Here is a 20583-nt window from a genome sequence, read left to right as displayed (position 1 = left end):
AGCAGCACCGTCATCCCGTAGATGTGGAAGAACGGCAACACCGCCAGGAGCTTGTCCTCGGCACCGATCCCGATCGGCCGGTCGATCTGGCACACATTCGCCACCAGGTTGCGGTGGGTGAGCATCACCCCCTTCGGCCGACCGGTGGTGCCCGACGAATACGGCAACACCGCCAACTGGGTGCCCGGGTCGAACGACACCTCCGGCGCCGGCGCCCCCTCGGCCAGCAGATCCTGCAGCGACGGGTGCCCGTCCGCACCGTCCAACACGATCACGTGCGCGGCCGGGATCCCGACCTGCGCGGCCGCGGCCTCCGCCTGCGGCAGCAGCGGGGAGACGGTGAACAGGAACTTCGCCTTCGAGTCGGTGAGCTGCTTGGCGATGTCCTCGGCGGTGTACAACGCGTTGATCGTGGTCGCGACCCCACCGGCCCGCAAAATCCCGTGGAACACCGACGCGAACGCCGGCACGTTCGGCGAATGCAACGCCGCCACCTCACCGACGGCCAGCCCGCGCGCAGCGAGCGCCCCCGCGACCCCGTCGATCTGGGCGATCAACGCCCGATAGGTGGTGACCGCACCGGAAGCGCCGTCGATCAGCGCCGGCCGATCCCGATCGGCCTCATCGACCTGGCCGAAGAGGAAGTCGTAGACGCTGAGGTTCGGAATCTCGACGTCCGGAAACGGGCTCTTGAAGCTCACTGGGGCCTCTCCCTCGAAATATTGCAGCAGTGGGGTGTGGGTATCGCGGCCCGGTTGCCGGGCGCGCTGGGACGGGAGCTGATTCAGGAACGTGTCGGGACGCCCTGCACCCCCACGCCGCTCAGGCTCGCCAGTACGGCCTTCGCCGCCCGTTCGCCCGACGTGGCCGCGTCGGCGAGAGAGGGCAATTCGAGCTGATAGTCGCCGGCGAGGTAGGTGGTGCCGAGCGGATCACGCAACGTCGGAAGCGAGTTCCTCCGCCCGGGCGCCCAGAAGGGCACGACCCGACGGTGCCGTCGCACGATGCCCTCGCCCAGCTTCCCTTCCAGCTCGGGGAACACTGCGAGCAGGTCCTGCTGGTATCGCGACACGATCTCCTCGTCGGGGAGGTCGAACAACGCGTCGGCGTGAGCGCCACCGGCGAAACAGGCGAGTGCTCCACCCGGCTTACGGTTGTCGCCGTTCCGCATCGCGGCGGCGTGGTTGAACATCGCCTGGAACGACAGTTGCGGCGTCGAGACAGCGAAGTAGTCGTCCCAGCGCTGCGGCCCGACTTCGTCGGTGAAGAATCCGACGATCACGTACCGGCCGTAGGTGATGTCGTTGAAAGCATTCCGGTGCTGCTGCGGGAGGTCCGGGATGATTCGCTCGGCGACATCGGCGGGTGCGGTCACGATCGCGCGCTTTGCCCGCAACCGCACCGGTCGGTCACCGTCGTGATAGTCGACGACCACGCCGTCACCGTCCTGCCGCACCGAGCGCACCACCGAGTTCAGCCGGATACGGCCACCGAGATCTTCCGTCAGCACGTCGGTCAACGTCTGATTGCCACCCACCGGCAGCGAGAAGTTCGGGATCTTCTCCGGGTCGGCCAGCGCGAGGCCCACGGAGGTGACGAACTGGGTGGCGGCCGTCTCCTCCACCTCGCATCCCATCCACTGCGCCGACCACGACCGCACGACGGCGGCGGCCAACTGCGACCGGACACCCTTCAGCAGGTATGACGCCAGCTTGGTGTCGAGCTTGGCGCGAACCCGTTGCGCGATACGGCTCTGCGACTCCAGGAACGGCATGACCGAAAGGATGCGGGCACCGACGATGGCCATGCCGATACGGTCCATCATGGTCATCCGCGTGCGGAACATGAGCGCGACGGGGTTCGAGGTGTCGACCACCTCGCCGTTCAAGTACAGCGCGACGCTCTTGCCTGCGAGCGAGCCCATCTCGATGCCGTGCCGGTCGAGGGCATCGATCAGCGTGCCGGTGCCCTCGGTGAACTGGGTGCCGACGTTGATCCAGTAGTCGCCCCGACGGACGGTCTCGACGCGTCCACCGGTGCGCTCGGTGGATTCGAGCACCACCACGTCGGTCTCCGGCGCCAGCGTGGTGGCCGCCATCAGACCCGACATTCCGGCGCCGACGACGACAACCTCGGTGGTCTCTTCGTGCATGACATGCGTTGACATTTCGGTTCCTGACTATGGATCGATCACCACGGAGGGTTCGGCTGCTTACGCCGTTGCTGGAGCGCTGCCGCTGACCGTCTGGGCGTCGACGCGCTTGTTGTAGGCGTCGAATGCTCGGTAGGCGCGGTAGTACGCGAACATCTGCAGGCCCCACGTGGACAGTGCGAAGATGTAGAAGATCGTGTGCTCGGCGTCGTCCCCTGGAATGGAAACGAAGTCGTAGGTCGCCGCGATGACGAACCCGCAGGCGGTGGCGACGGCGGCCCACGCCGCGTGCCCGCGCTCGCCGATGCCCCACAGCCGCTTGACGAAGTAGATGAGGAAAATCGTGGTGAGCACGTTGACCACGATGTAGAAGATCTTGCCGGGCAGACCGATCTCCTCCGCGAAATGGCTGAGGAGGAAACCCACCACACCCGCCAGGGCGAACGCGCCGATGTCCACCGCCGCGGACGGCTTGTACCGGTGGGTGACCTTCATCAGCCCCAGGACCAAGATGAGCGTGATGCCGATCGACCGGGAGAAGGCGTCCAGGAAGTAGGCGAAGGCATACATCGGGCTGTCGTGACCAGCCTTCAGGAGACCGTAGAGCAGGAAATTCGTGCCCGACGTCGCGACGACGATCCACTCGATGCCGAGCAGGTAATTCTTGTAGTTCCGGATAAACTTGATCCCGTAGGTGAATCCGACGGCGATCATCCAGATGTCCGAGACCGCGAAGAGCAGTTCTTTGATGGACATGAGCATCTCCTTGGAAGGTGGCTTACGCCGATAGTTATTTCGTGAGTGCTGCCAGGCGGTCGGAGGCGCGGTCGGCGAGCCAGGCCGCGTACAGCGCGGGGCCGCTGACGAGGCTGGGCCAGAAGCGCTTGCGCCCGTGCCAAATTGCCGCCAGGTCGTCGTGCAGCGGCGCGCCGCCGATGCGGTCCGCGAGCAGGTGGCCCACATACTGTGCTTGGGCGAAGCCGTGGCCGTTGCAGGCGAGCGAGTACAGCACGTTGTCAGAGGCCTCGCCGGCGGCGGGGAGCCAGGTGGAGCTCATGCCGATCCAGCCACCCCACGCCCGCTGCGGCTTGACGTCGCGCAGGCCCGGGAATCTGTCGTGGAATCCGCGGACAAGATCGTCTGCGACGTTCCGCGCGGGGGTGCGGTCGGGCAGTGGGTTCCGCCCGGACTGTACGCGGCGGGTGCCGAACACGATCGTGCCCCGCGGGGTGATGCGGTAGCTCTCGATGATCATGTGCAGCGTGACCATCGGGGCACGGCTGGTCCAGCCGATCTCGTCGAGTCGCTCGGGTGCGACGGGTTCGGTCTCCACCAGGGACGTCCACACCGGGCTGGCGAGGTGCTTCGGTGCGATGGACAAGCCGTTGCTGTTGGCGTTTGTGGTCAGCAGCGCCTTGCGAGCCCGAATTCTTCCGTCCGGTGTTTCGACGGTGACCCCGCCGCCGGTGTCCGTGACGTCGCGGGCGAGGGTGTGCTCGTAGACACGCACGCCGGCCGCGATCGTCGCGGCCCGCAGACCGAGCACGAACTCCCCCGGGTTGAGCGTGCCGCCGACGCCCTCACGCACTCCGCCGAGGAAGCCGTCCGGGAGGCCTGCTGCGCGACCTTCAACGAATTCGGCCGACGATCCGGCCGCGGCCATGACCTTCGCGTTGCGGCGTGCGTGCCGCAGCTGCCCCTTGGACACGGCGGCCATCACGATCCCCTCCTGCTGGTAGCCGCAGTCGATCCCGTGGTGTGTGATGGCATCTTCGGCGAAGTGCACCGCGTTCTCGGCGTACCGGTAGAGGTCGCGCAGCCGTTCGCGCTTCAGCAGGAAGCCCAGCATTTCCGGATCGGCGGCGATGGAGTTGGTGATGTATCCGGCGTTGCGGGAGGTCGCGCCCCAGCCGAGGGTCTTCGCCTCGAGGAGGACCACGTCAACGCCTCTCTCCGCGAGGCGCAGTGCGGCCGACATGCCGCCCCCGCCGCCGCCGACGATCACCACGTCGCAGTCGATGTCACCGCGCAGGGATGGTTCAGCGGCGACAGGCGTTGCGGCCCAGCCAGTGTCGTGGATCAGCTCCATGGCTTCTACTCCGTCTCATCTGCAGGAATGACCGCGGTGCCGCGAGCGCGCACCGCGACCAGGGGCGTCTCCAGGACCTGCGAGCGGCCGGTGTCGTCGGAACCGCGGCAGATCACCCGGAGCTCGAAATCGACTGTGCGGCTGCGGTTGCCCTTTTTCACCAGCGCGGCCTCGGCCTCCACGACATCGCCGCCACGAACCGGGGCGAGGAACTCGACGGACGAGTAGCCGGCGAACAGCCCCTCGTGGCCGTCGATCTCGATCGACAGGTTCGTGCCCACGTCACCGAACAATTTCAGGGCGAAGGCACCGTCGACCAGGTTTCCGGCATAGTGTGCGTCGGAGAAGGCGACATAGCGCCGGTGCACGGTCTTACTCATGAGATTTCCTGATGGATGGGGCCGAGGGTGCGGGACTGCGCTTCGCCGTCGATCTGGATTCCGGGGTACCCGCGCTTGGCAATCTCGGTGCACATCCGGCGGTACTTGCCCACGCCACCCACGTAGCCCATGAAGGTGTTGGGCTTGCCCTCGATGTTGGAGCCGCGATACCAGGAGTCGGTCGTGGCATACAGCGTCTGGGCGACGGTCCCCTCGGTGATGTCCACCCAGTCGTTCTGGGCCTCAGGGGTGGCCTCGATCAGCGTGGCGCCGGAGTCGCGGGCGTGCTCGATGAGGTCGGCGATCCAGTCGACGGCCTGCTCGATCGTCACCACCACGTTGCTGGCCAGCGCGGGACTCAGCGGTCCGCCGACCATGAAGAAGTTGGGGAAGTCGGCGGCCATGACCCCGAGGTAGGAGCGGATACCGTCGCTCCAGGCCTCCTGCAGTTTCTCGCCGGACGCGCCGGTGATATTCAGCCCGTACAGCGGGCCGGTGAAGGCGTCGAACCCGATCGCGAGCACAATGGCGTCCACCTCGTAGGTGCCCTTCGAGGTGACGATCGCGTTCTCGGTCATCGTCTCGATCGACTCGCCACGCAGCGACACCAGCGACACGTTCGGCCGGTTATAGGTCTCGTAGTAGTCGGTGCCGAACACGCTGCGCTTGGCGCCGAGTGGGTGGTACTTGGGCACCAGCAGTTCCGCCGTGACCGGATCCTTCACTATCTCGCGGATCTTGTCGTGGATGAATTCCGAGGCGGTCCGGTTCGCCTCGGGATCAGTGAGCAGGTCTGCGAACTCGGCGCCGACGCCCTGGAAGCCGCTGCGCTCGTACGCTTCCTCGTACCGCCGCTGGCGCTCCTCGTCCGAGACGTCGAAGGCGTTGTCGGTGACGGGACGGTCGGGGATGCCGCCGGGTGAGTGCCGGCATTCTTCTCGGATCGCCGGGTAGTCGTCCTTGATGGCGGCGACCTGCTCCGGGGGGAGGTCGGCGTTGCGTGCGGGCATCACATAGTTCGGGGTGCGCTGGAACACCGTGAGGTGCTCGGCCACCTCCGCGATCAGGGGGATGGCCTGAACCCCGGAAGATCCGGTGCCGATCACGGCAACGCGCTTGCCGGCGAGGTCGTCGAGCGAGATATTCCACCGGCTGGTGGATACCTGGAGTCCGGTGAAGTTCGCGAGGCCTGGCACGTCGAAGTCCTTCGGGGTGGACAGGCCGCCGGCGCCCGAGACCAGGTAGCGGCTGCGGCGAGTCGCACCGTTGTCCAGCTGTACCTCCCACAGCCGGTCGTCCGCGTTCCATGTCGCCCCGACCACTCGGGTATTGAACGTGAAGTGCTTACGCAGGTCGAAGCGGTCGGCGACGTGCTCGATGTAGCTGAGAATCTCGGCCTGCGGCGCGAATCGCTGGCTCCACGTCCACTCCTGCTGGAGCTCCTCGTCGAATGAGTACGAGTAGTAGATGCTCTCGACATCGCAGCGTGCGCCGGGGTAGGTGTTCCAGAACCAGGTGCCGCCGACACTGGGTCCGGCCTCGAAGCCGGCGAAGGTCCACCCCGCCCTCGTGAGCCGGTGCGAGAGGTAGAGGCCGGAGAAGCCGGCACCGACGCCGATGACATCGACGATCCCGGTTTCCGAGGTGGAGGGGAAGTTCATGGAATGTGCCGCTTTCGTCTTGGTGATCGTTTGACATGATCGGATGACATGATCATTTGAATTAGTTCAGTAGACCAGTGGTACCGGTCACAGTCAAGAGGTGACGCAGAAAGTGGTCCCCGGCGCTACATCGGAAGGTCGGGTGAATCGACGCCGACCACGCGGTCGCCGCAGAACACGCGGACCGACTCGCCCGGGGCGTGACCGCCGATTCCGGACGTGCCCCAGAAACTCTGTGCGGAACCGTCGGCGAGATCGGCGACCTTGGCGCCGTTCACGCGCACCTCGCCCGACAGCACCCGCGATCCGACCTCGATGGCCCGATCCAGGTCGCCACCGAACACGTAGGCGTCCAGACCCGACGGGTTCGCGTTGGCCACGCGCAGTGCGTCCTCGTCGGATTCCACGGCGTGCAGGCTGACGATCGGCCCGAACAGCTCGGCGGTCGCCAGCGACGCGTCGACTCCCGTAGCGACGGTGGGCGAAAGGAAGAATCCGTCGAGTGTAGGGAGCTTTGCGGGCTGATGGATGGTCGCGCCGTGTGCGCGCAGCCCTTCGATCCGGCTCTGTAGCGTGGCGAAATGCGGCGCGTTCGAAATGGGGCCCACTTGCGTGGCCTCTTCGAGAGAGTGCCCGATCTGGATGCGGGAGATGCGATCGATCAGCGCGCCGAGGAGCGGCTCGACGAGGCTCTTGTGCGCCAGCACCTTTCCGGGTCCCTCACACCACTGACCGTTGAGCTTGGTCATCCCCTCGAGGATGCCGTCGGCGGCCACGTCGATGTCGGCGTCATCCAGGACGAGGGCCGGGTTGTTGCCGCCGAGCTCGAGCTGGAGCACCTTGAAATCTTCCGCGGCCGCGCGGGCGATCGCCCGGCCGGCGGTCGGGCCGCCGGTGAAGGAGACGATCTTCACCCGGGGATCGCCGGTGATCGCCGCGCCCACGTCTCCTGCGCCGTGCACGAGCTGAAGCGCGCCCGCGGGCAGCCCGGCTTTGACGAAGCTCTCGACGATGATTTGGGCGCTGCTCGGCGCGTGCTCGGACGGCTTGAGGATGACAGGGCACCCGGCGGCCAGCGCACTCACCAGCTTCGCGGCAGGAATGAAACTCGGGCCGTTCCATGGAGTGAGGATCGCCGCAGGCCCCCACGGGACCTTGTACAGCCGCACGTCGCGGCCGCCGGCCGCCAGCGCCGTGCGCCGCGGGATGGTGCGTAGCTCCGCCGCGGACGAGCGGATCCTGTGCGGGAGGAACTCCGCGACCATCCGGGCCTTCGCAATCGGGACACCGCTGGTGAGAGCGTCGGTCCGGGCGATGTCTTCGATCCGGGTCTCGACGATCTCAGCTGCGCGCTCGATGACCGCCGCACGTTCCTCGCTCGCCGCGTCGTCCCAGCGTTCGAAGCCGTAGGACCGTTCGGCATGGCGCAGCGCGCGCTCCACGTCGTCCGGACTCGAGGTGACGGCCCGGTGGACGGGTTGGCCGGTGTTGGGGTCGAGATTCCACGCGTCCGGGATCGTCTGGCACTCGGACCACTCGTCGGCAATGTAGTTGACTGGCTGGGACAGTTGCGGATTCGCCATCTGGGGCTCCCTGGGTGCTCGAAGGGGTGGGGTTCACACGGTGAGGTCGGCGACGATGCGGGTTACCTCTCCCGACTTCATCGCTTCGAAGCCCTTGTCGACCTCACTGAACGGGATGACGTCGCTGACCATCTCGTCGAGCAGCAGGCGACCCTGCAGGTAGAGGTGCGCGAACTGCGTAATATCCTCGTGCGCTTGGCCGGAGCCCATGTAGGAGCCGATGAGGCGCTTCTCTCCGAAGAAGAAGTCCGACGCAGGGAGGGTGAGATCGGTGCCGTCGGGCGCGATACCCACGAGGCATGCGGTGCCCGTGGCCCGCAGGACCGCCAGCGCGGTAGCCGCGGTCCGCGCGTTGCCGACGGCCTCGAACGAGTAATCCACCCCGTCGCCGAGCACGTTCCGGATCTCAGCAGGGACATCTGCCGCCCCGTTCACGACGTGCGTGGCACCGTAGGTCCGGGCCGCCGCGAGCCGGGATTCGTCGAGATCCACGGCGACGATCGCCGAGGCGCCCGCGAGCCGCGCCCCTTGAATGATGGCCGATCCGACACCGCCGCAGCCGATCACGGCCACGGTCGCGCCGGGGCGGACCTGGGCGGCGCGGAACACGGCGCCGACACCGGTGATGATGCAGCACGAGAGCAGGCACCCGACATGCAGTCCCACCTCGTCGGGAACCTTCACCAGCGAGTTCTCCCGCATCAGGGTGTGGCGGGAGAACGCGCCGACGTCGCCGAGTCGCTCGACGACTTGGCCTCCCGGCAGTTGGAAAGCCGGGCGCGACCGCTGCCGAATCTGCGCGACACGCTGGCACTGCGTCGAATGCCCGACCTGGCAGTTGCGGCACAACCCACACGACGGCGTGAGCGCGCCCACGACGCGGTCGCCCGGGAGCAACGAGGTGACCCCGGAGCCGACCGACTCGACGACGCCCGCCACCTCGTGCCCGACGACCACGGGCAGGTCGGCGCCCACGGTACCGGTCATGTAGTGCAGGTCGCTGTGACACAGGCCGACATTCGAGACGGCGAGGCGGACCTCGTGGGGCTCCGGGTCGTCGACCTGGATCTCGGTGAATTCCAGCGGTTCGTTCACCGCAGTGAGGACAGCTGCTTCGGTGGTGATCATCATGTCTCCGATCTTGATTGCGCTATTGCGACGCCGATGGCGCCGCGTTTTTCGATGTCCAGAAGCCCTCGATGCCTTCGCTGAAGGCGCCGGACTCCCACGACTGGCGGGCGGCGTCGTCTTCGCGGGCGAACGCGGCCTCGATGGCTTCGAGGCGCGGCCGCAGCAAACCCAGGTGCAGCGCGGTGATACGAGGGTCGGAGTTCCACTGCCGGATCACCTCGACCGCGCGGTCCACGAGCGCCTCTGGGGCGGTGATCTCGTCGAGCAGCCCGATCCGCAGGGCCTCCTCCGCGCCGATCCGGCTGGAGCCGAGAATGATTCGCATCGCATGATTGCGCACCAGCCGGCCCATCAGGAGGCTGGCAGCGTTCGAAATGATGATCCCGCGGTGGTTCTCCGGCTGGTAGTACTCGGCGGCGGGGCTGCCGATCCGGGAGTCGCAGCAGAGCGTGATCTCCGAGGCACCGCCCACCGCAATACCGTTGACGGCGGCGATGACGGGAACCTTCGTCTCGAGAATTGCCCGGGTGATGTCATGGAAGGTCGCGAAGGCTTCGCGAATCTCGTCGTAGTCGGTCGGCACCGCCTGCAGGTCCTCCCCGGCGGAAAATGCCCGCCCGGTGCCCGTGAGGACGATCCCGCGGACGAGATCACCCGTACCGAACCGGCGGATCGTCTGCGCGAGCAGCACCCGGGTGGCCACATCCATCACGTTCAGCTTCGCTGGGCGGTTCAGCGTGAGCACCGCGACGTCGTCGTCGATGTGCACGTCCAGGTAGTGGTCGGTCATGTCTGGCTCCTCAGGCACGCGGGGGTTGCAGGTCGTAGGTGGTGCCGGGATGCTCGGCGGCGCGAATCTTCAGCGCAGGCTTCGACACCCGCTCGGACGGCGTGCGCGGGAAATCGGGGACGAACTCGACGTAGCGCGGAATCTTGAAGCGTGCCAGTTGGTTTCGAAGATTTCCGAGAATCCGCTCGGCAGTCTCGCGACCCTCCTCGACGCCTGCTGCCAGCTGCACGAAGGCCTTGACTTCCTCACCGAACAGCTCGTCGGGGACACCGACGACCGCGGCCGCGACGACGGTGTCGTCGCGTTCGAGCGCCCGTTCGACCTCGGCGCTGGCGATGTTCTCCCCGCCGCGACGGACCATGTCCTTGATCCGGCCGACCAGGCGATAGCTGCCCGCCTCGCGCACCGCGACGTCGCCGGTGTGCAACCAGCCGTCGCGCAGGGCCTGCGCGGTCTCCTCGGGCCGGTTCCAGTAGCCGAGCATCATCGGCTTGCCCGCGGTGATCAGTTCGCCGGATTCACCGTCGCTGACCTCACGGCCTTGCGGGTCGACCACGCGGACCTGTTTGGTCGGCACCGGCTGACCCAGTCGTCCGCTGCCGACATCACCGGCCCTCTCGGGCAGGCTGAACAGGTCCACCCCGCTCTCCGTCATCCCGAAGATCTCCCGCCACGGCGCGCCCCAGCGTTGTTCGAGCTCGGCGTGCAACGCGACCGGAATGGCCGAGCACAGCACGATGCGCAGGTCGGTGTCGCGGTCGTCGGGGCTGGGCGGCTGCTTGAACAGCAGCGTGGGCATGGAACCGAGCACGTAGCAGAACGTGGCCCGGTGCTTTCGGACGTCGGCCATGAAACCGGAGGCGGAGAACCGGGGAAGCACGACCAGCGGCGCGCCGATCGTGAGGCATAACGACGTGTTCCACTGCGGGTCCATGTAGGAGAATGGCTGCGAGGTGAGGGCCACGTCGTCGGGGCCGAGACCGGCTGCGTTCGCGCAGACCCAGCCCAGCCGGGTCCAGTAATCGTGGGTGAGCATGCAGGCCTTGGGGAATCCGGTTGTGCCTGAGGTGTATTGGAGGTTCGCGAGGGTGTCGCCGGAGATGGCAACCCCCGGCCACGCCGCCGGATACTGCGTGAGCTCGTCGCGTGCACCGACTCCGACGATCCGGACATCGGCCAGATCGTCATTGGCGGCGCGCACCTCTTCGACGATCGGGGTGTGCGCGGCGTCGGTGAACATCACCCGGGCACCGGAGTCCCGCAGCACGAATTCGAGGTCTGCGCGCTGGTAAGACGAGTTCACCGGCACCGCGACGCCGCCTGCCCCGAGGATCGCAAGCCAGGCGACCGGCCACTGCACCACGTTGGGGAGCATGATCGCGACGCGGTCCCCCGGACGGACACCGTCTTCGGTGACCAACCGCTGGGCCAGCCGCGTGCTCCAGTCGTCGATCTCGGCGAAGGTCCACGACCCGTCGACGAATCGGAGGAATTCACGGTCGGGCGAGCGGACGGCCCGGTCGGCCAGGAGGCCGACGACGGTATCGATCGGCGGGTCCGTAGCCAGGCGGTCGAGCGCGATCGCGCGTTCGCGGTGTACTGATTCCACTTCGGTCATGTCGTCCTCTTCGAGGTGTCTCGGGCCGATCACAACTCCCTGCATTGGGAGCGCGGCCACAAAAGGCGAGCCGGTATGTGATGCCAGTCATAACGGTAGCCGGTATCGGTCATATGATCAAGTCATCTGACTTACATCCGCATAGGGAGCGGTGGTGATTGCTCCGTCGCGTAGTCACCTGACTGGTAGCGTGGGGACTGACTTGATCATCCGTTCATATCCCATGACAGGAGCAACCCATGCCTCGCATTCCCGCTGCAGAACGTCGCGCCGAGCTGGTGGCGGCCGCCGTGCGCGTGATCGCCGCCGAGGGAGTGGACGGCGCCACCACACGCCGCATCGCGGAGGAGGCGAACGCTCCGTTGGCCACACTGCATTACTGCTTCGCCACCAAGGAGGTGCTGTTCGCGGCGGTTTTCGAACACGTCGCGCGGCTGTATCGAGAAGTATTGATGCGCAACGATGCCCATGGTGACGTGGCGACCACCGCACGCGCCCTGTTGCGCGGCGTGATGGAGTGGTACCTGGCGAATCCGGACTTCGGCGCCGCAATCGTCGAGCTGATCAGCTGGGGCCAGCGCCAGGAGGGCGAGCAGGCAGAGATGGTGTACAACGAGGCATTCGCGACCATGCGGGTGATCCTCGAGGCCGCCGCGACCTCTGCGGGCCAGTCGGTCGACCCCGACACCGTCGACGCACTGACCTACATTCTGTCTACGCTGTCCGACGGATTCGCACTCAATTGGCTGGTCTTCACCGACCCCACAGCGGCGGAGCGACAGATCGAACTCACCCTCGGTGTGCTCGACGCCTGGATGGCAGCCAACCTCGGTGATGCCTCGAGGCCTGTGGTCTCAAAGGCCTCGCCCGAGGAAACGCTGCGTTCGCTCGTGTCCTGGGTCAGTGTGCAGTGATACCGCGCTGACCCAGCAGTAGTGGTCGGCCGCCACCGTTCGGTGGCGGCCGACCATCCTGGGTTCAGATCCGCCGACTGCCCTCGGCGACGATCCACCTCAGCGCCGGATCGTCGCGCTCCATCCACTCGGGATGCCACTGGACACCGAGCACCGGCGATCCGGGCAGCTCGACCGCTTCGACGACGCCGTCCGCCGTGCGCCCCGTGACCTCGAGGCCGGTACCGCAACGGTCGACCGCCTGGTGGTGCCACGAGTTGGTCACAGTGCCGGCACCGAAAAGCCCTTCCGCGATCGAGCCTGGCTCGAACGTCACCTTGTGGTCGTCGGCACCGTCGGTGAGCGGTGGCGAAGCCGACAGGTGCTCGACGGAGCCGGGCGATAGATGCGGGATCAGCGTGCCGCCGAGCGTGACGTTCAGGATTTGTAGGCCCCGGCATACGCCGAGAACCGGAATGTTCCGGTCGAGTGCGGCACGCACGAGCCCGATCTCGAACTCGTCACGTTCGGCGTCGTGGACCATCGGATCATCCCGCGGGTCCACGTCCCGGACTACCGACGGATCGCCACCCCAGCACGCGGGGTGAACATCCTGACCGCCGGTGATGACCACACCGGACAGCCAGTGACACAGCGCTTCCGGGTCGGCGTCGTACGGCAGGTTCACCGGAACCCCACCCGCCCTGGCGATCCGCTCCGAGAAGTCCGACATGAAGGTGTCGGCGAACAGATGACCGTAACGTGGGTCCAGTCCCTCGACCAACCCCAGCCGGACCCGTCTGCCGGTGATACCGATCATCGGCCGGACGGCGCCCGGCGGCGCGGTCCCCACGGTCACGGGAACTCGAAGTATCGGGCCGACTCCCATTCGGAGAGCTCGGCGAACGGGTCCCCGCCCGTGGTGTGGAACTGCATCCACTCCCACCGCCGCGTGCCCACCCAGTAGTCGACGAACTCGTCACCGAGTTGCTCGCGCAGAATCAGGTCTGCCTCCAGCGCGGCCGCCGCCTTGGTGATGGTGTCCGGCAGCCGCTCGAGGTCGGGCACACACCACGCCAGGTCGGTGACCGGCTCGGGCGGCTCGATCTCGCCGTCGAGGCCGGCGATCACGCCGGCAAGAATGGCCGCGACCGCGAGATACAAGTTGGCGTCCGCGCCGGGAACGCGGTACTCGAGGCGGGAGTAGGCCGGGTGCCCGCACACCGCCCGCACCGCGGTGCTCTTGTTGGCGATGCCCCAGGTGACGGTCGTCGGCGGGCCACTCAGGTCGACCAGGCGGCGGTAGGAGGTGATCTGCGGAAGCATCACCGATGCCGCCCCACGCATGGTCGCGAGCAATCCGCCGACCGCGTGCCGCATAGTGTCCGTCGGCCCGTCGGGGGCATAGAAGGCGTTGACGCCGTCGCGCTGCAAGGACAGGTTGACGTGCGAGGCCTGGCCATAGCCCGCGGTCGGCTTAGCCATGAAGGTGACTGTATGACCGAGCTCGAAGGCCACCTCGCGCATTACCTGCCGGGCACGAGCCCAGTTGTCGCACACCGAGATCGGGTCGCCCGGAACGAGATTGAGTTCGACCTGACCCGCCGCGTCCTCGTCGCTCCACGCTTCCCACTCGATGCCGATCTCGTCGAGGCGACGGGCGACCGCCGACATGTAGTCGACCCAGTCCTTCGACTTCGCGAGGTGGTACGCGGTGCCTGCGGAACCGCCGAGCGGGGTCAGGTCGCGGTATCCCTTGGCCCGGGCCTCGTGGATGGATTCCTGGAACAGGGTGGCCTCGATCTCGACCGCGATGGTCGCGGTGAAACCGCGGGTGGCGAGGCGGTCGACCAGCTTGCGGGCCAGGTTGCGCGGACAGGTCCCGATCGGGCTTCCGTCGGCCTGCCAGTAATCGCCGATCACGGACTGCAGGCCCGGCGCCCACTGCACCAGTGTCGACATGTCGGGCCTGAATTGCACGTCGGACACATGCCCGCGCCACTCGGGAAAGGCGAAGCCGAAGGTCGGGGCGTTGCCGAGGTCGAGGCCGAACAGGAGATCGGCCATCGCGAAGCCTGAGCCCGCGCTCGCAGCGAACTTCCTGGGCGCCAGATTCTTGCCGAGGAAGCTGCCGTCGTGGTTGGTGGACTCGAGCCGGACCGTGTGCACCGGTGTCTCGGGATTCGTTGCATTAGAAATAGTTTCAGACATCGTAACGAACCTTCCAGGATGCGGCGACCAGCACCGACAGCTGAGAGAATGTGCCGCGCACGCCGATCAGACCGGTGGACAGGGCGGCGATCAGATCGTCGGCGCCCGAGAAGATGCCGGCCAGCAGCTCCGGCGGGCCGGCGATGACGTAATGGCTCTCGCCCTCGCCGACGACGTGCTGATCCAGCCCGTCGGAACCCTCCGTGATCGCAATGAGCATGTCCGGTATACCCGGCACCGACCGGGCCGCGGCCCAGAATGAATCCGCGGCGGCCTTCCAATCCGGCAGCGGCGGCGACAGCAGGGTGCGCGCCGAGTCAGCGAGATCGCCTGCGCCCACAGGCTTCTCGACCAGAGCGAGCCGGTCGTTCAGGTCGACGGTCAGGGTGACGTCAGGCTCGACGAACACACCACTCGACACCGCGACGGCTCCGCGGGAGATGCTGATCGTCGCGGCCTGCGGGGTGTCGTGGGAGCGGACGGCGACTGTGCCTTCCACCGACCTCGGAACGGAGCCGTTGGTCCGGACGGAATCGGCGATCGTGCGGCCGATCAGCCGGACGATCGGACTCGCGTCGTCCTCGATCCGGATGTCGACCCCGCCGACCGCGTCAGCCCCGCGCGTCGCGGGACCGATCGTCGTTTCGGTCATCTTGTTGTCCTTTCGATTCGACAAGATCGTGTTGTGCGGTTCACCGTCAGCAGTGCATCCGCAGGAAACTTCGACTTATAGTCATTTGTCTTAGTCGTATGACTACGATGGTGAGGTACAGATCACTTCTTGTCAATGACTTGCGAGGTTTCGAGATGAACGACGACGCCCCCGCCTGGTGGAGTCTGCTCGACGAACAGGCCAAGGCCGCGGCCCACATGATTACCCACGTACTTCAGAAACCCATACGCGAGCTGGGCGCGGAGCAGACCAGGACGCTTCTGAACACGGCTCGACCAGCCGCGCCGATCACGCCGCTCGACCATGTCGAGCAACTGACCGTGCCGACCCGTGCGGGTGCGATCGGGGCCCGCGTGTATCGCGCGGACGGCGGCGGCTCCGGCGGCTCCGGTCCCGCCCTCGTCTATCTACACGGCGGCGGCTTCGTCCTGGGCACCCTGGACGGGGCCGACGAACTGTGCCGCGCGATCGCCGCGGGGTCGGGCTGGACGGTGGTGTCCCTGGAATACCGCCTGGCTCCGGAGAACCCGTACCCGGCAGCGCTCGAAGACTGCGTCGATGCCTACGTGTGGCTGACCCGGACAGCGCCGGACCTGGGCATCGACCCGGGAAGGATCGCGGTCGGCGGCGACTCTGCGGGTGGCAACATCGCCGCCGCCCTGTGCCTGCACCGACGCGATGAAGGCAGCGCCCTGCCGGTGGCGCAGGTGCTCGCCTACCCCGCTGTCGACGACACGTTCACCGCGCCGTCGTGGTCGGAATTCGCCGACGCGCCACGGCTCAGCGCCGCAGACGCGCGTTGGTTCTGGGAGCAGTACGTCGGTGTGGGCCACCCAGGCGGTAACCACCTCGCAGCCCCTTTGCGCGCCGAGTCGCTGCGTGATCTGCCGCCCGCGCTGATCATCACCGCGGAGGTCGACCCGATTCGGGACGACGCCGAGGCATACGCGAAGCGGCTGCGGCGCGACGGCGTCCCCGTCTCCCTGACGAGGCATACCGGCGTCTTCCACGGCTTCGTCACCGAAATCGGCGTGTTCGCGCAGGCGAAGCAGGCGGTGGACGAGGTATGCCACTATCTGCGCGAAGTGGCGCAGGCTTAATTCGCACGCGCGTTCTCCGGCCGCCGTCGAGGCGCTCGATAGACCGCCACGAAGCTCCGGCAAAAATCTCTCCGGGCCAGATGACCCGCGGTCAGCCGACTTCCCTGCGCAGCCAGGTGACCTCTCCCCCTTCCCCTCCGCTGCGATAGGGCTCGAGTTCCTCGTCCCACGCGGTGCCCAACGCGTAGTCGAGTTCGGCGGCGAGATCGCCGCCAGCCTCCATCAGAGCCCGGAGTCGCATCTCCCCCACGACGACGTCGCCGTTGGCGCTGGTGGAACCGTGCCACAAACCCATGCCGGGGACGTGGCTGTATCGCTCGCCGTCCACGCCTTCGCTGGCATCCTCTGTCACCTCGAATCGCAGCATCGGCCAGGCGCGAAGCGCATTGACCAGTCTCGAGGCGGTGCCGACGGGGCCGACCCAACTAGTGGTGGCGCGCAGAACCCCTTTGGAAGCCGGCTGCGAGGTCCACTTGAGATTCGGTGGGCAGTCGAGGGTTGCGGTCAACGCCCACTCGATATGGGGGCACAACGCGGCGGGCGACGAGTGGATGTAGACAACTCCAGCCGTCGCGTCCGCGAACTGATCCAATGCGCGCACTCCAGCCTCCTGCTTCGACGAGGGACGTCTTCCCCAACGGCCTCAGTCGATGCGTGCAGCACGCTCGGTGGACCAGTGTGCCTTGTGTTGCCCGTGTTGCGCCAGTGATTCGCACATTCGGTGTGTCATGATCGCCGGCCCTCCGCCAGCACCGCGTCGCTCACCTCGGTCCAGAGGGGCTTGGCCCAGTCACCGAAAGGGCGATCCGTCAGCACCACACACGCCAGCCCCGCCGCGGGATCGGTCCACAGGAACGTGCCCGACTGGCCGAAGTGCCCGAAGGTGCGCGGCGAGTTGCTCAGGCCCGTCCAGTGCGGGCTCTTGTGGGAACGGAGCTCGAATCCCAGACCCCAGTCGTTGGGGCGCTGAGACCCGTAGCCGGGCAGAACGCCGTCCAGGCCCGGAAATTGCACCGACGTGGCCGCATCGACCGTCTCCCGCGACAACAGCGCCGGCCGGAGCAACTCGGCGGCGAAGCGTCCGAGGTCGCCGGCCGACGACTCCGCGCCGTGGCCGGCGGGACCGACGAGCGCGGACGCCCCCATCTTCAGCGGCGCGAAGACGGATTCGGCCAGATAGTCGGCGAAGTCGATCGACGTCTCGGCGGTGACGAACTCGGCGAGCACCTCGTAGCCTGCGCTCGAATAGATTCGCCTACGCCCCGGCGTGGTCTGCGCCCGGTTTTCGTCGAAGGCGAGGCCCGACGCGTGCGCCAGGAGGTGACGCACCGTCGAACCCTCAGGGCCTGCGGGCTGGTCGAGTTCGACGGCCCCCTCCTCGGTGGCCACCAGGACGGCGTACGCGCAGAGCAATTTGGTGACCGAGGCGAGCGGGAAGACGCGCTGCTGGTCGCCGTACTCGCCGATCACCCCTTCGTCTCGCGACAGGACGACCGCCGCAGCGTTGTCCACGGGCCATCGGGCAATCTGATCGAGACTGTGCACCCGGTCAGCCTACGAGAGCACCCCGTGGTCTGCTGCGGCGAGCCGTCACCAGTCGGCTTCGGTGTACCGGATGACGCCGCGAATGTTCTTGCCGTCGAGCATGTCCTGATACCCGTCGTTAACCCCTTCGAGGGTGTAGGTGCGGGTGATCATGTCGTCGAGGTTCAACTGCCCCGACTTGTACATGGCCAGCAGGTTCGGGATCTCGACCCGGGCGTTTCCGCCGCCGAAGATGGTGCCCTTCAGGTCCTTCTGCAGCATCGAGAAGAGGAACAGGTTCAGCTTGACGTCCATGTCGGTCATCGCGCCCATGGCCGTGACGACACAGGTGCCGAACTTACTGGTGAGCAGCAGGGCTTCCTCGACATATTCGCCGCGCATCTCCCCGACCGTGATGATCGTCTTCTGCGCCATCAACCCATTCGTGAGGGCGATGATCGGCTCGATGGCGGCCGCGGCGCTCTCGAACGCATGGGTGGCCCCGAACTTCAGCGCCTGCTCCCGCTTCCACGGAACGGGATCGATGGCGAAGATCTGGCGCGCTCCGGACGCCACCGCACCCTGCAGGGCGCTCATACCGACGCCGCCGACACCCATGATGACGACGGATTCACCCGGCTTCACCTCCGCCATCCGCGTGGCCGAACCCCATCCGGTGGGAACTCCGCAGCCGACGAGGGCAGCGACGTCGAAGGGAATGTCCTTGTCGATCTTCACGACCGAGGTCTCATGCACAACCATGTAGGGCGAGAACGTGCCGAGGAGGCACATCGGAATGACGTTTTCGCCGCGCGCGTGGATGCGGAAGGTGCCGTCACTGATTGCCAACCCGCTCAGGAGCCCCATCCCGAGGTCACAGAGATTCTGATGTCCCGCCGAGCACGCCGGACAGCGTCCGCAGGCAGGCACGAACGAGAGCACCACGTGGTCGCCGACTTCGAGGTCCTTCACCTCCGGACCGAGCTTGGTGATGACGCCGGACCCTTCGTGGCCGCCCATCACCGGGAAGGATGCCATGGGCATCGAGCCGGTGACGATGTGGTGGTCGGAGTGGCACATGCCGGCGGCTTCCATGCGAATCTGCACCTCGCCCGCAACCGGATCCCCGATCTCGATCTCCTCGACCGACCACGGCTCGTTCAGGCCCCACAGGATCGCACCCTTGGTCTTCATGTGTCTTCCAACCCTTCATTCATGTCTGCGCATCTGCTGATGTGACGATAGACACAATCAGCCCGAATTGGAACACGTTCTACCGAATCGGGCTGCAGAATCCGAAACTGTTACCGGGTCACGTCGTGGAGGTGGTGGAACGGATCGTGGGCGAAGTACTTCGCCAGCGACTCCACCGTGAACGACGCGCCGTCACTACGCCGCCCGGTCCGGCCGCTCCAGAACCGGCACCCACGCCGCAGCGCCATGTCCGTCATCGTAGGGTTCGGCGATCACCCTCCCCCGATCGCCGCCGTGCGCAGTTCCGCGTACGAGTCGTCGATCGCGACCGCAAGCCGGGCGACATCGGGCAGCGTCGCCGGGTCGGTGCAAAGCCCGATCCCGATGCTCCCGGCACACGAGATCGCGGCGATACGGAGGGCGTGGTGCGCGGCCGGCTCCGAAGAGGAGAAGAGATGCTCGACCCGGCGACCGGCCACCCCCACGGGTACGGCCGGGCCTGGAACGTTCGAAATCGACAGGCTGAATTCTCGCGCGCTCCCGGCGAGCCGCTCCACAGCGCTGCCGAGGTGCTTCGTGCGCCCGAGAGCATGGAACAGGTCGTAGAGTTCTTCGGCATCGCCGAGGAGTTTGCGCTCCCTGGTCTCTCGGGCAATCCGGTCGAGCCGCTCGAGCGGGTCGGTCTCCCCGAGCGGTAGATCGATGTTGAGGAACGAGTCCCGATTCCCGAACTCCCCCGCGCTCTCCGTTCGGTGATGGAGGCTGACCGGAACCTGGGCACGAAGTCGCGGAAGCCCCACCGCGCTTTCGCCGAGCCATCGGCGCACCCCACCGGCGACGATCGCGAGGAGAACGTCGTTGACCGTTGCGTGGTCGGGACGTGACTTCCCGATCGACTTCAGCTCTGCCAGCGGGGCGACCGTGAAGGCCACCTCCCGGGAGACACCGATCGGGCGGTCGAAAGGAGAGCGCGACCCGCGCGAGACGAGTTCCCGCCAGACGGCTCCAGGCATCCGCCGGGCCTCGGCGAACCACGAGCGCTTCGCCGCAGCCGAGCGAATGCCCGGGCGCGCCACCTGGCCGGAGTCCGGATACGGGTGCGGATCCCAGAGCACGGCATCGAGGAAGCGGACCGCCGTGATCCCGTCGGCCATCGCATGGTGAACCCGGACCGCGATCGCTTCGCGGCCGTCGCCGAGTGGGCCGATCACGTCGATTGTCCACAAGGGTCGGTCATGATCGAGTCGCTCGGACATCAGCTTGCTGACGGCCCGCCACAGATCTGCCCGCGAGACGCAGGCGGGCTCTGCCAGACGCCGGACATGGTCGCTGATCTCGAAGTCGTCAGCGTCGACCCAGCGCGGCTCCGGTCCCGACGTGTCGACCCGCTGCCTCGCGCGCGGTCGACCGGGAAGTCGCGCCGCTACCGAGGATCTCAGGGCGTCGAGGTCGAGCGGTCCGGTATCCGGCTCGAGGACGATCAATTTCAGCGTATGACCGGTGATTGCCGCCGATTCGAGCGCCAGGATGCGCGCGTCATCGGCGGAGAGCCGATCGGGATCCTCGCTGGCCACTCGTCCGAAC

19 protein-coding genes and 1 pseudogene are annotated in these 20583 nt (G+C 66.9%); 2 read left to right on the top strand and 18 right to left on the bottom strand.

The window, feature by feature from the left end; all coding sequences use genetic code 11:
- The 10 genes from ACH49N_RS16965 to ACH49N_RS16920 form a co-directional block, all read right to left on the bottom strand.
- On the bottom strand, window positions 1–701 hold a 701-nt coding region (locus ACH49N_RS16965; protein WP_358277236.1), incomplete at its 3' end, for an AMP-binding protein.
- A gap of 83 nt (window positions 702–784) precedes the next feature.
- Window positions 785–2167, bottom strand: a complete 1383-nt coding sequence (locus ACH49N_RS16960; RefSeq protein WP_159921567.1) for an NAD(P)/FAD-dependent oxidoreductase — start codon at window positions 2165–2167, stop codon at window positions 785–787.
- Window positions 2168–2212: 45 nt separating this feature from the next.
- Window positions 2213–2908, bottom strand: a complete 696-nt coding sequence (locus ACH49N_RS16955; protein ID WP_159921565.1) for a transporter — start codon at window positions 2906–2908, stop codon at window positions 2213–2215.
- A 34-nt stretch (window positions 2909–2942) separates the two neighbouring features.
- On the bottom strand, window positions 2943–4241 hold the full coding sequence (locus ACH49N_RS16950; protein WP_250771537.1) for an FAD-binding oxidoreductase: 1299 nt from the start codon (window positions 4239–4241) through the stop codon (window positions 2943–2945).
- Between the two features lie 5 nt (window positions 4242–4246).
- Window positions 4247–4621 carry a hotdog domain-containing protein gene (locus tag ACH49N_RS16945; protein ID WP_208961875.1) on the bottom strand — a complete coding sequence of 125 codons (375 nt, stop codon included), beginning with the start codon at window positions 4619–4621 and terminating at the stop codon, window positions 4247–4249.
- Window positions 4618–6282 carry an NAD(P)/FAD-dependent oxidoreductase gene (locus ACH49N_RS16940; protein ID WP_358278708.1) on the bottom strand — a complete coding sequence of 555 codons (1665 nt, stop codon included), beginning with the start codon at window positions 6280–6282 and terminating at the stop codon, window positions 4618–4620. The genes ACH49N_RS16945 and ACH49N_RS16940 overlap by 4 nt, the downstream gene beginning before the upstream one ends.
- 125 nt (window positions 6283–6407) lie before the next feature.
- Window positions 6408–7865 (bottom strand): aldehyde dehydrogenase family protein, encoded by a 1458-nt coding sequence (locus tag ACH49N_RS16935; RefSeq protein WP_358278710.1) that lies wholly within the window; start codon window positions 7863–7865, stop codon window positions 6408–6410.
- A 33-nt stretch (window positions 7866–7898) separates the two neighbouring features.
- Window positions 7899–8993 (bottom strand): Zn-dependent alcohol dehydrogenase, encoded by a 1095-nt coding sequence (locus ACH49N_RS16930; protein ID WP_358278718.1) that lies wholly within the window; start codon window positions 8991–8993, stop codon window positions 7899–7901.
- Window positions 8994–9015: 22 nt separating this feature from the next.
- Entirely contained in the window at window positions 9016–9786 is a 771-nt protein-coding gene (locus tag ACH49N_RS16925; RefSeq protein ID WP_358278712.1) for an enoyl-CoA hydratase/isomerase family protein, read from the bottom strand.
- A 10-nt stretch (window positions 9787–9796) separates the two neighbouring features.
- Window positions 9797–11404: an AMP-binding protein gene (locus ACH49N_RS16920; RefSeq protein ID WP_358278714.1), complete on the bottom strand. Its 1608-nt coding sequence runs from the start codon at window positions 11402–11404 to the stop codon at window positions 9797–9799.
- 239 nt (window positions 11405–11643) lie between these two features.
- Here ACH49N_RS16920 and ACH49N_RS16915 point away from each other — a divergent pair, with 239 nt between their 5' ends.
- Complete coding sequence (locus ACH49N_RS16915) at window positions 11644–12318, top strand: TetR/AcrR family transcriptional regulator (protein WP_358278716.1); 675 nt, start codon at window positions 11644–11646, stop codon at window positions 12316–12318.
- A gap of 64 nt (window positions 12319–12382) precedes the next feature.
- Here ACH49N_RS16915 and ACH49N_RS16910 read toward each other — a convergent pair whose 3' ends face one another.
- The 3 genes from ACH49N_RS16910 to ACH49N_RS16900 are packed head-to-tail and all read right to left on the bottom strand — an operon-like array spanning window position 12383 to window position 15160.
- Entirely contained in the window at window positions 12383–13117 is a 735-nt protein-coding gene (locus ACH49N_RS16910; RefSeq protein WP_397504732.1) for a gamma-glutamyl-gamma-aminobutyrate hydrolase family protein, read from the bottom strand.
- 35 nt (window positions 13118–13152) lie between these two features.
- Window positions 13153–14508 carry a glutamine synthetase gene (locus ACH49N_RS16905; protein WP_358278224.1) on the bottom strand — a complete coding sequence of 452 codons (1356 nt, stop codon included), beginning with the start codon at window positions 14506–14508 and terminating at the stop codon, window positions 13153–13155.
- Window positions 14501–15160: a hypothetical protein gene (locus ACH49N_RS16900; protein WP_358278222.1), complete on the bottom strand. Its 660-nt coding sequence runs from the start codon at window positions 15158–15160 to the stop codon at window positions 14501–14503. Before ACH49N_RS16900 ends, ACH49N_RS16905 begins: the two co-directional genes overlap by 8 nt.
- Window positions 15161–15315: 155 nt before the next feature.
- Between ACH49N_RS16900 and ACH49N_RS16895 the strand changes: the two genes are divergently transcribed.
- Window positions 15316–16281 (top strand): alpha/beta hydrolase, encoded by a 966-nt coding sequence (locus ACH49N_RS16895; RefSeq protein WP_358278221.1) that lies wholly within the window; start codon window positions 15316–15318, stop codon window positions 16279–16281.
- A 91-nt stretch (window positions 16282–16372) separates the two neighbouring features.
- Here the strand turns inward: ACH49N_RS16895 and ACH49N_RS16890 are convergent, their stop codons facing one another.
- The 5 genes and pseudogenes from ACH49N_RS16890 to ACH49N_RS16870 form a co-directional block, all read right to left on the bottom strand.
- On the bottom strand, window positions 16373–16882 hold the full coding sequence (locus tag ACH49N_RS16890; RefSeq protein ID WP_159921513.1) for a DUF3145 domain-containing protein: 510 nt from the start codon (window positions 16880–16882) through the stop codon (window positions 16373–16375).
- A gap of 125 nt (window positions 16883–17007) precedes the next feature.
- The gene (locus ACH49N_RS16885; RefSeq protein ID WP_358278219.1) at window positions 17008–17826 is read right to left on the bottom strand and encodes a serine hydrolase domain-containing protein; all 819 of its coding nucleotides are present in this window, start codon (window positions 17824–17826) and stop codon (window positions 17008–17010) included.
- A gap of 45 nt (window positions 17827–17871) precedes the next feature.
- Entirely contained in the window at window positions 17872–18999 is a 1128-nt protein-coding gene (locus ACH49N_RS16880; RefSeq protein ID WP_109329042.1) for an NDMA-dependent alcohol dehydrogenase, read from the bottom strand.
- A gap of 110 nt (window positions 19000–19109) precedes the next feature.
- Window positions 19110–19211, bottom strand: a pseudogene (locus tag ACH49N_RS16875) (DinB family protein); the annotation flags it as partial.
- Between the two features lie 60 nt (window positions 19212–19271).
- Window positions 19272–20573: a wax ester/triacylglycerol synthase domain-containing protein gene (locus tag ACH49N_RS16870; RefSeq protein ID WP_358278217.1), complete on the bottom strand. Its 1302-nt coding sequence runs from the start codon at window positions 20571–20573 to the stop codon at window positions 19272–19274.
- Window positions 20574–20583: the final 10 nt, after the last annotated feature.

Origin of the sequence: Rhodococcus sp. NPDC019647, assembly GCF_044389235.1 — a bacterium.
Classification (GTDB): Bacteria; Actinomycetota; Actinomycetes; order Mycobacteriales; family Mycobacteriaceae; genus Rhodococcus_F; species Rhodococcus_F oxybenzonivorans.
Note: the sequence above shows the minus strand (reverse complement) of the source record. Positions and strands in the feature narration are given on the sequence as shown.

Excerpts from the sequence above, each read along its gene's own strand:
- ACH49N_RS16915 (WP_358278716.1), top strand. The coding sequence starts at position 11,644 with ATGCCTCGCATTCCCGCTGCAGAACGTCGCGCCGAGCTGGTGGCGGCC.
- ACH49N_RS16895 (WP_358278221.1), top strand. The coding sequence starts at position 15,316 with ATGAACGACGACGCCCCCGCCTGGTGGAGTCTGCTCGACGAACAGGCC.
- ACH49N_RS16940 (WP_358278708.1), bottom strand. The coding sequence starts at position 6,282 with ATGAACTTCCCCTCCACCTCGGAAACCGGGATCGTCGATGTCATCGGC.
- ACH49N_RS16900 (WP_358278222.1), bottom strand. The coding sequence starts at position 15,160 with ATGACCGAAACGACGATCGGTCCCGCGACGCGCGGGGCTGACGCGGTC.
- ACH49N_RS16950 (WP_250771537.1), bottom strand. The coding sequence starts at position 4,241 with ATGGAGCTGATCCACGACACTGGCTGGGCCGCAACGCCTGTCGCCGCT.
- ACH49N_RS16945 (WP_208961875.1), bottom strand. The coding sequence starts at position 4,621 with ATGAGTAAGACCGTGCACCGGCGCTATGTCGCCTTCTCCGACGCACAC.
- ACH49N_RS16925 (WP_358278712.1), bottom strand. The coding sequence starts at position 9,786 with ATGACCGACCACTACCTGGACGTGCACATCGACGACGACGTCGCGGTG.
- ACH49N_RS16880 (WP_109329042.1), bottom strand. The coding sequence starts at position 18,999 with ATGAAGACCAAGGGTGCGATCCTGTGGGGCCTGAACGAGCCGTGGTCG.
- ACH49N_RS16920 (WP_358278714.1), bottom strand. The coding sequence starts at position 11,404 with ATGACCGAAGTGGAATCAGTACACCGCGAACGCGCGATCGCGCTCGAC.
- ACH49N_RS16905 (WP_358278224.1), bottom strand. The coding sequence starts at position 14,508 with ATGTCTGAAACTATTTCTAATGCAACGAATCCCGAGACACCGGTGCAC.
- ACH49N_RS16960 (WP_159921567.1), bottom strand. The coding sequence starts at position 2,167 with ATGTCAACGCATGTCATGCACGAAGAGACCACCGAGGTTGTCGTCGTC.
- ACH49N_RS16935 (WP_358278710.1), bottom strand. The coding sequence starts at position 7,865 with ATGGCGAATCCGCAACTGTCCCAGCCAGTCAACTACATTGCCGACGAG.
- ACH49N_RS16910 (WP_397504732.1), bottom strand. The coding sequence starts at position 13,117 with ATGATCGGTATCACCGGCAGACGGGTCCGGCTGGGGTTGGTCGAGGGA.
- ACH49N_RS16955 (WP_159921565.1), bottom strand. The coding sequence starts at position 2,908 with ATGTCCATCAAAGAACTGCTCTTCGCGGTCTCGGACATCTGGATGATC.
- ACH49N_RS16930 (WP_358278718.1), bottom strand. The coding sequence starts at position 8,993 with ATGATCACCACCGAAGCAGCTGTCCTCACTGCGGTGAACGAACCGCTG.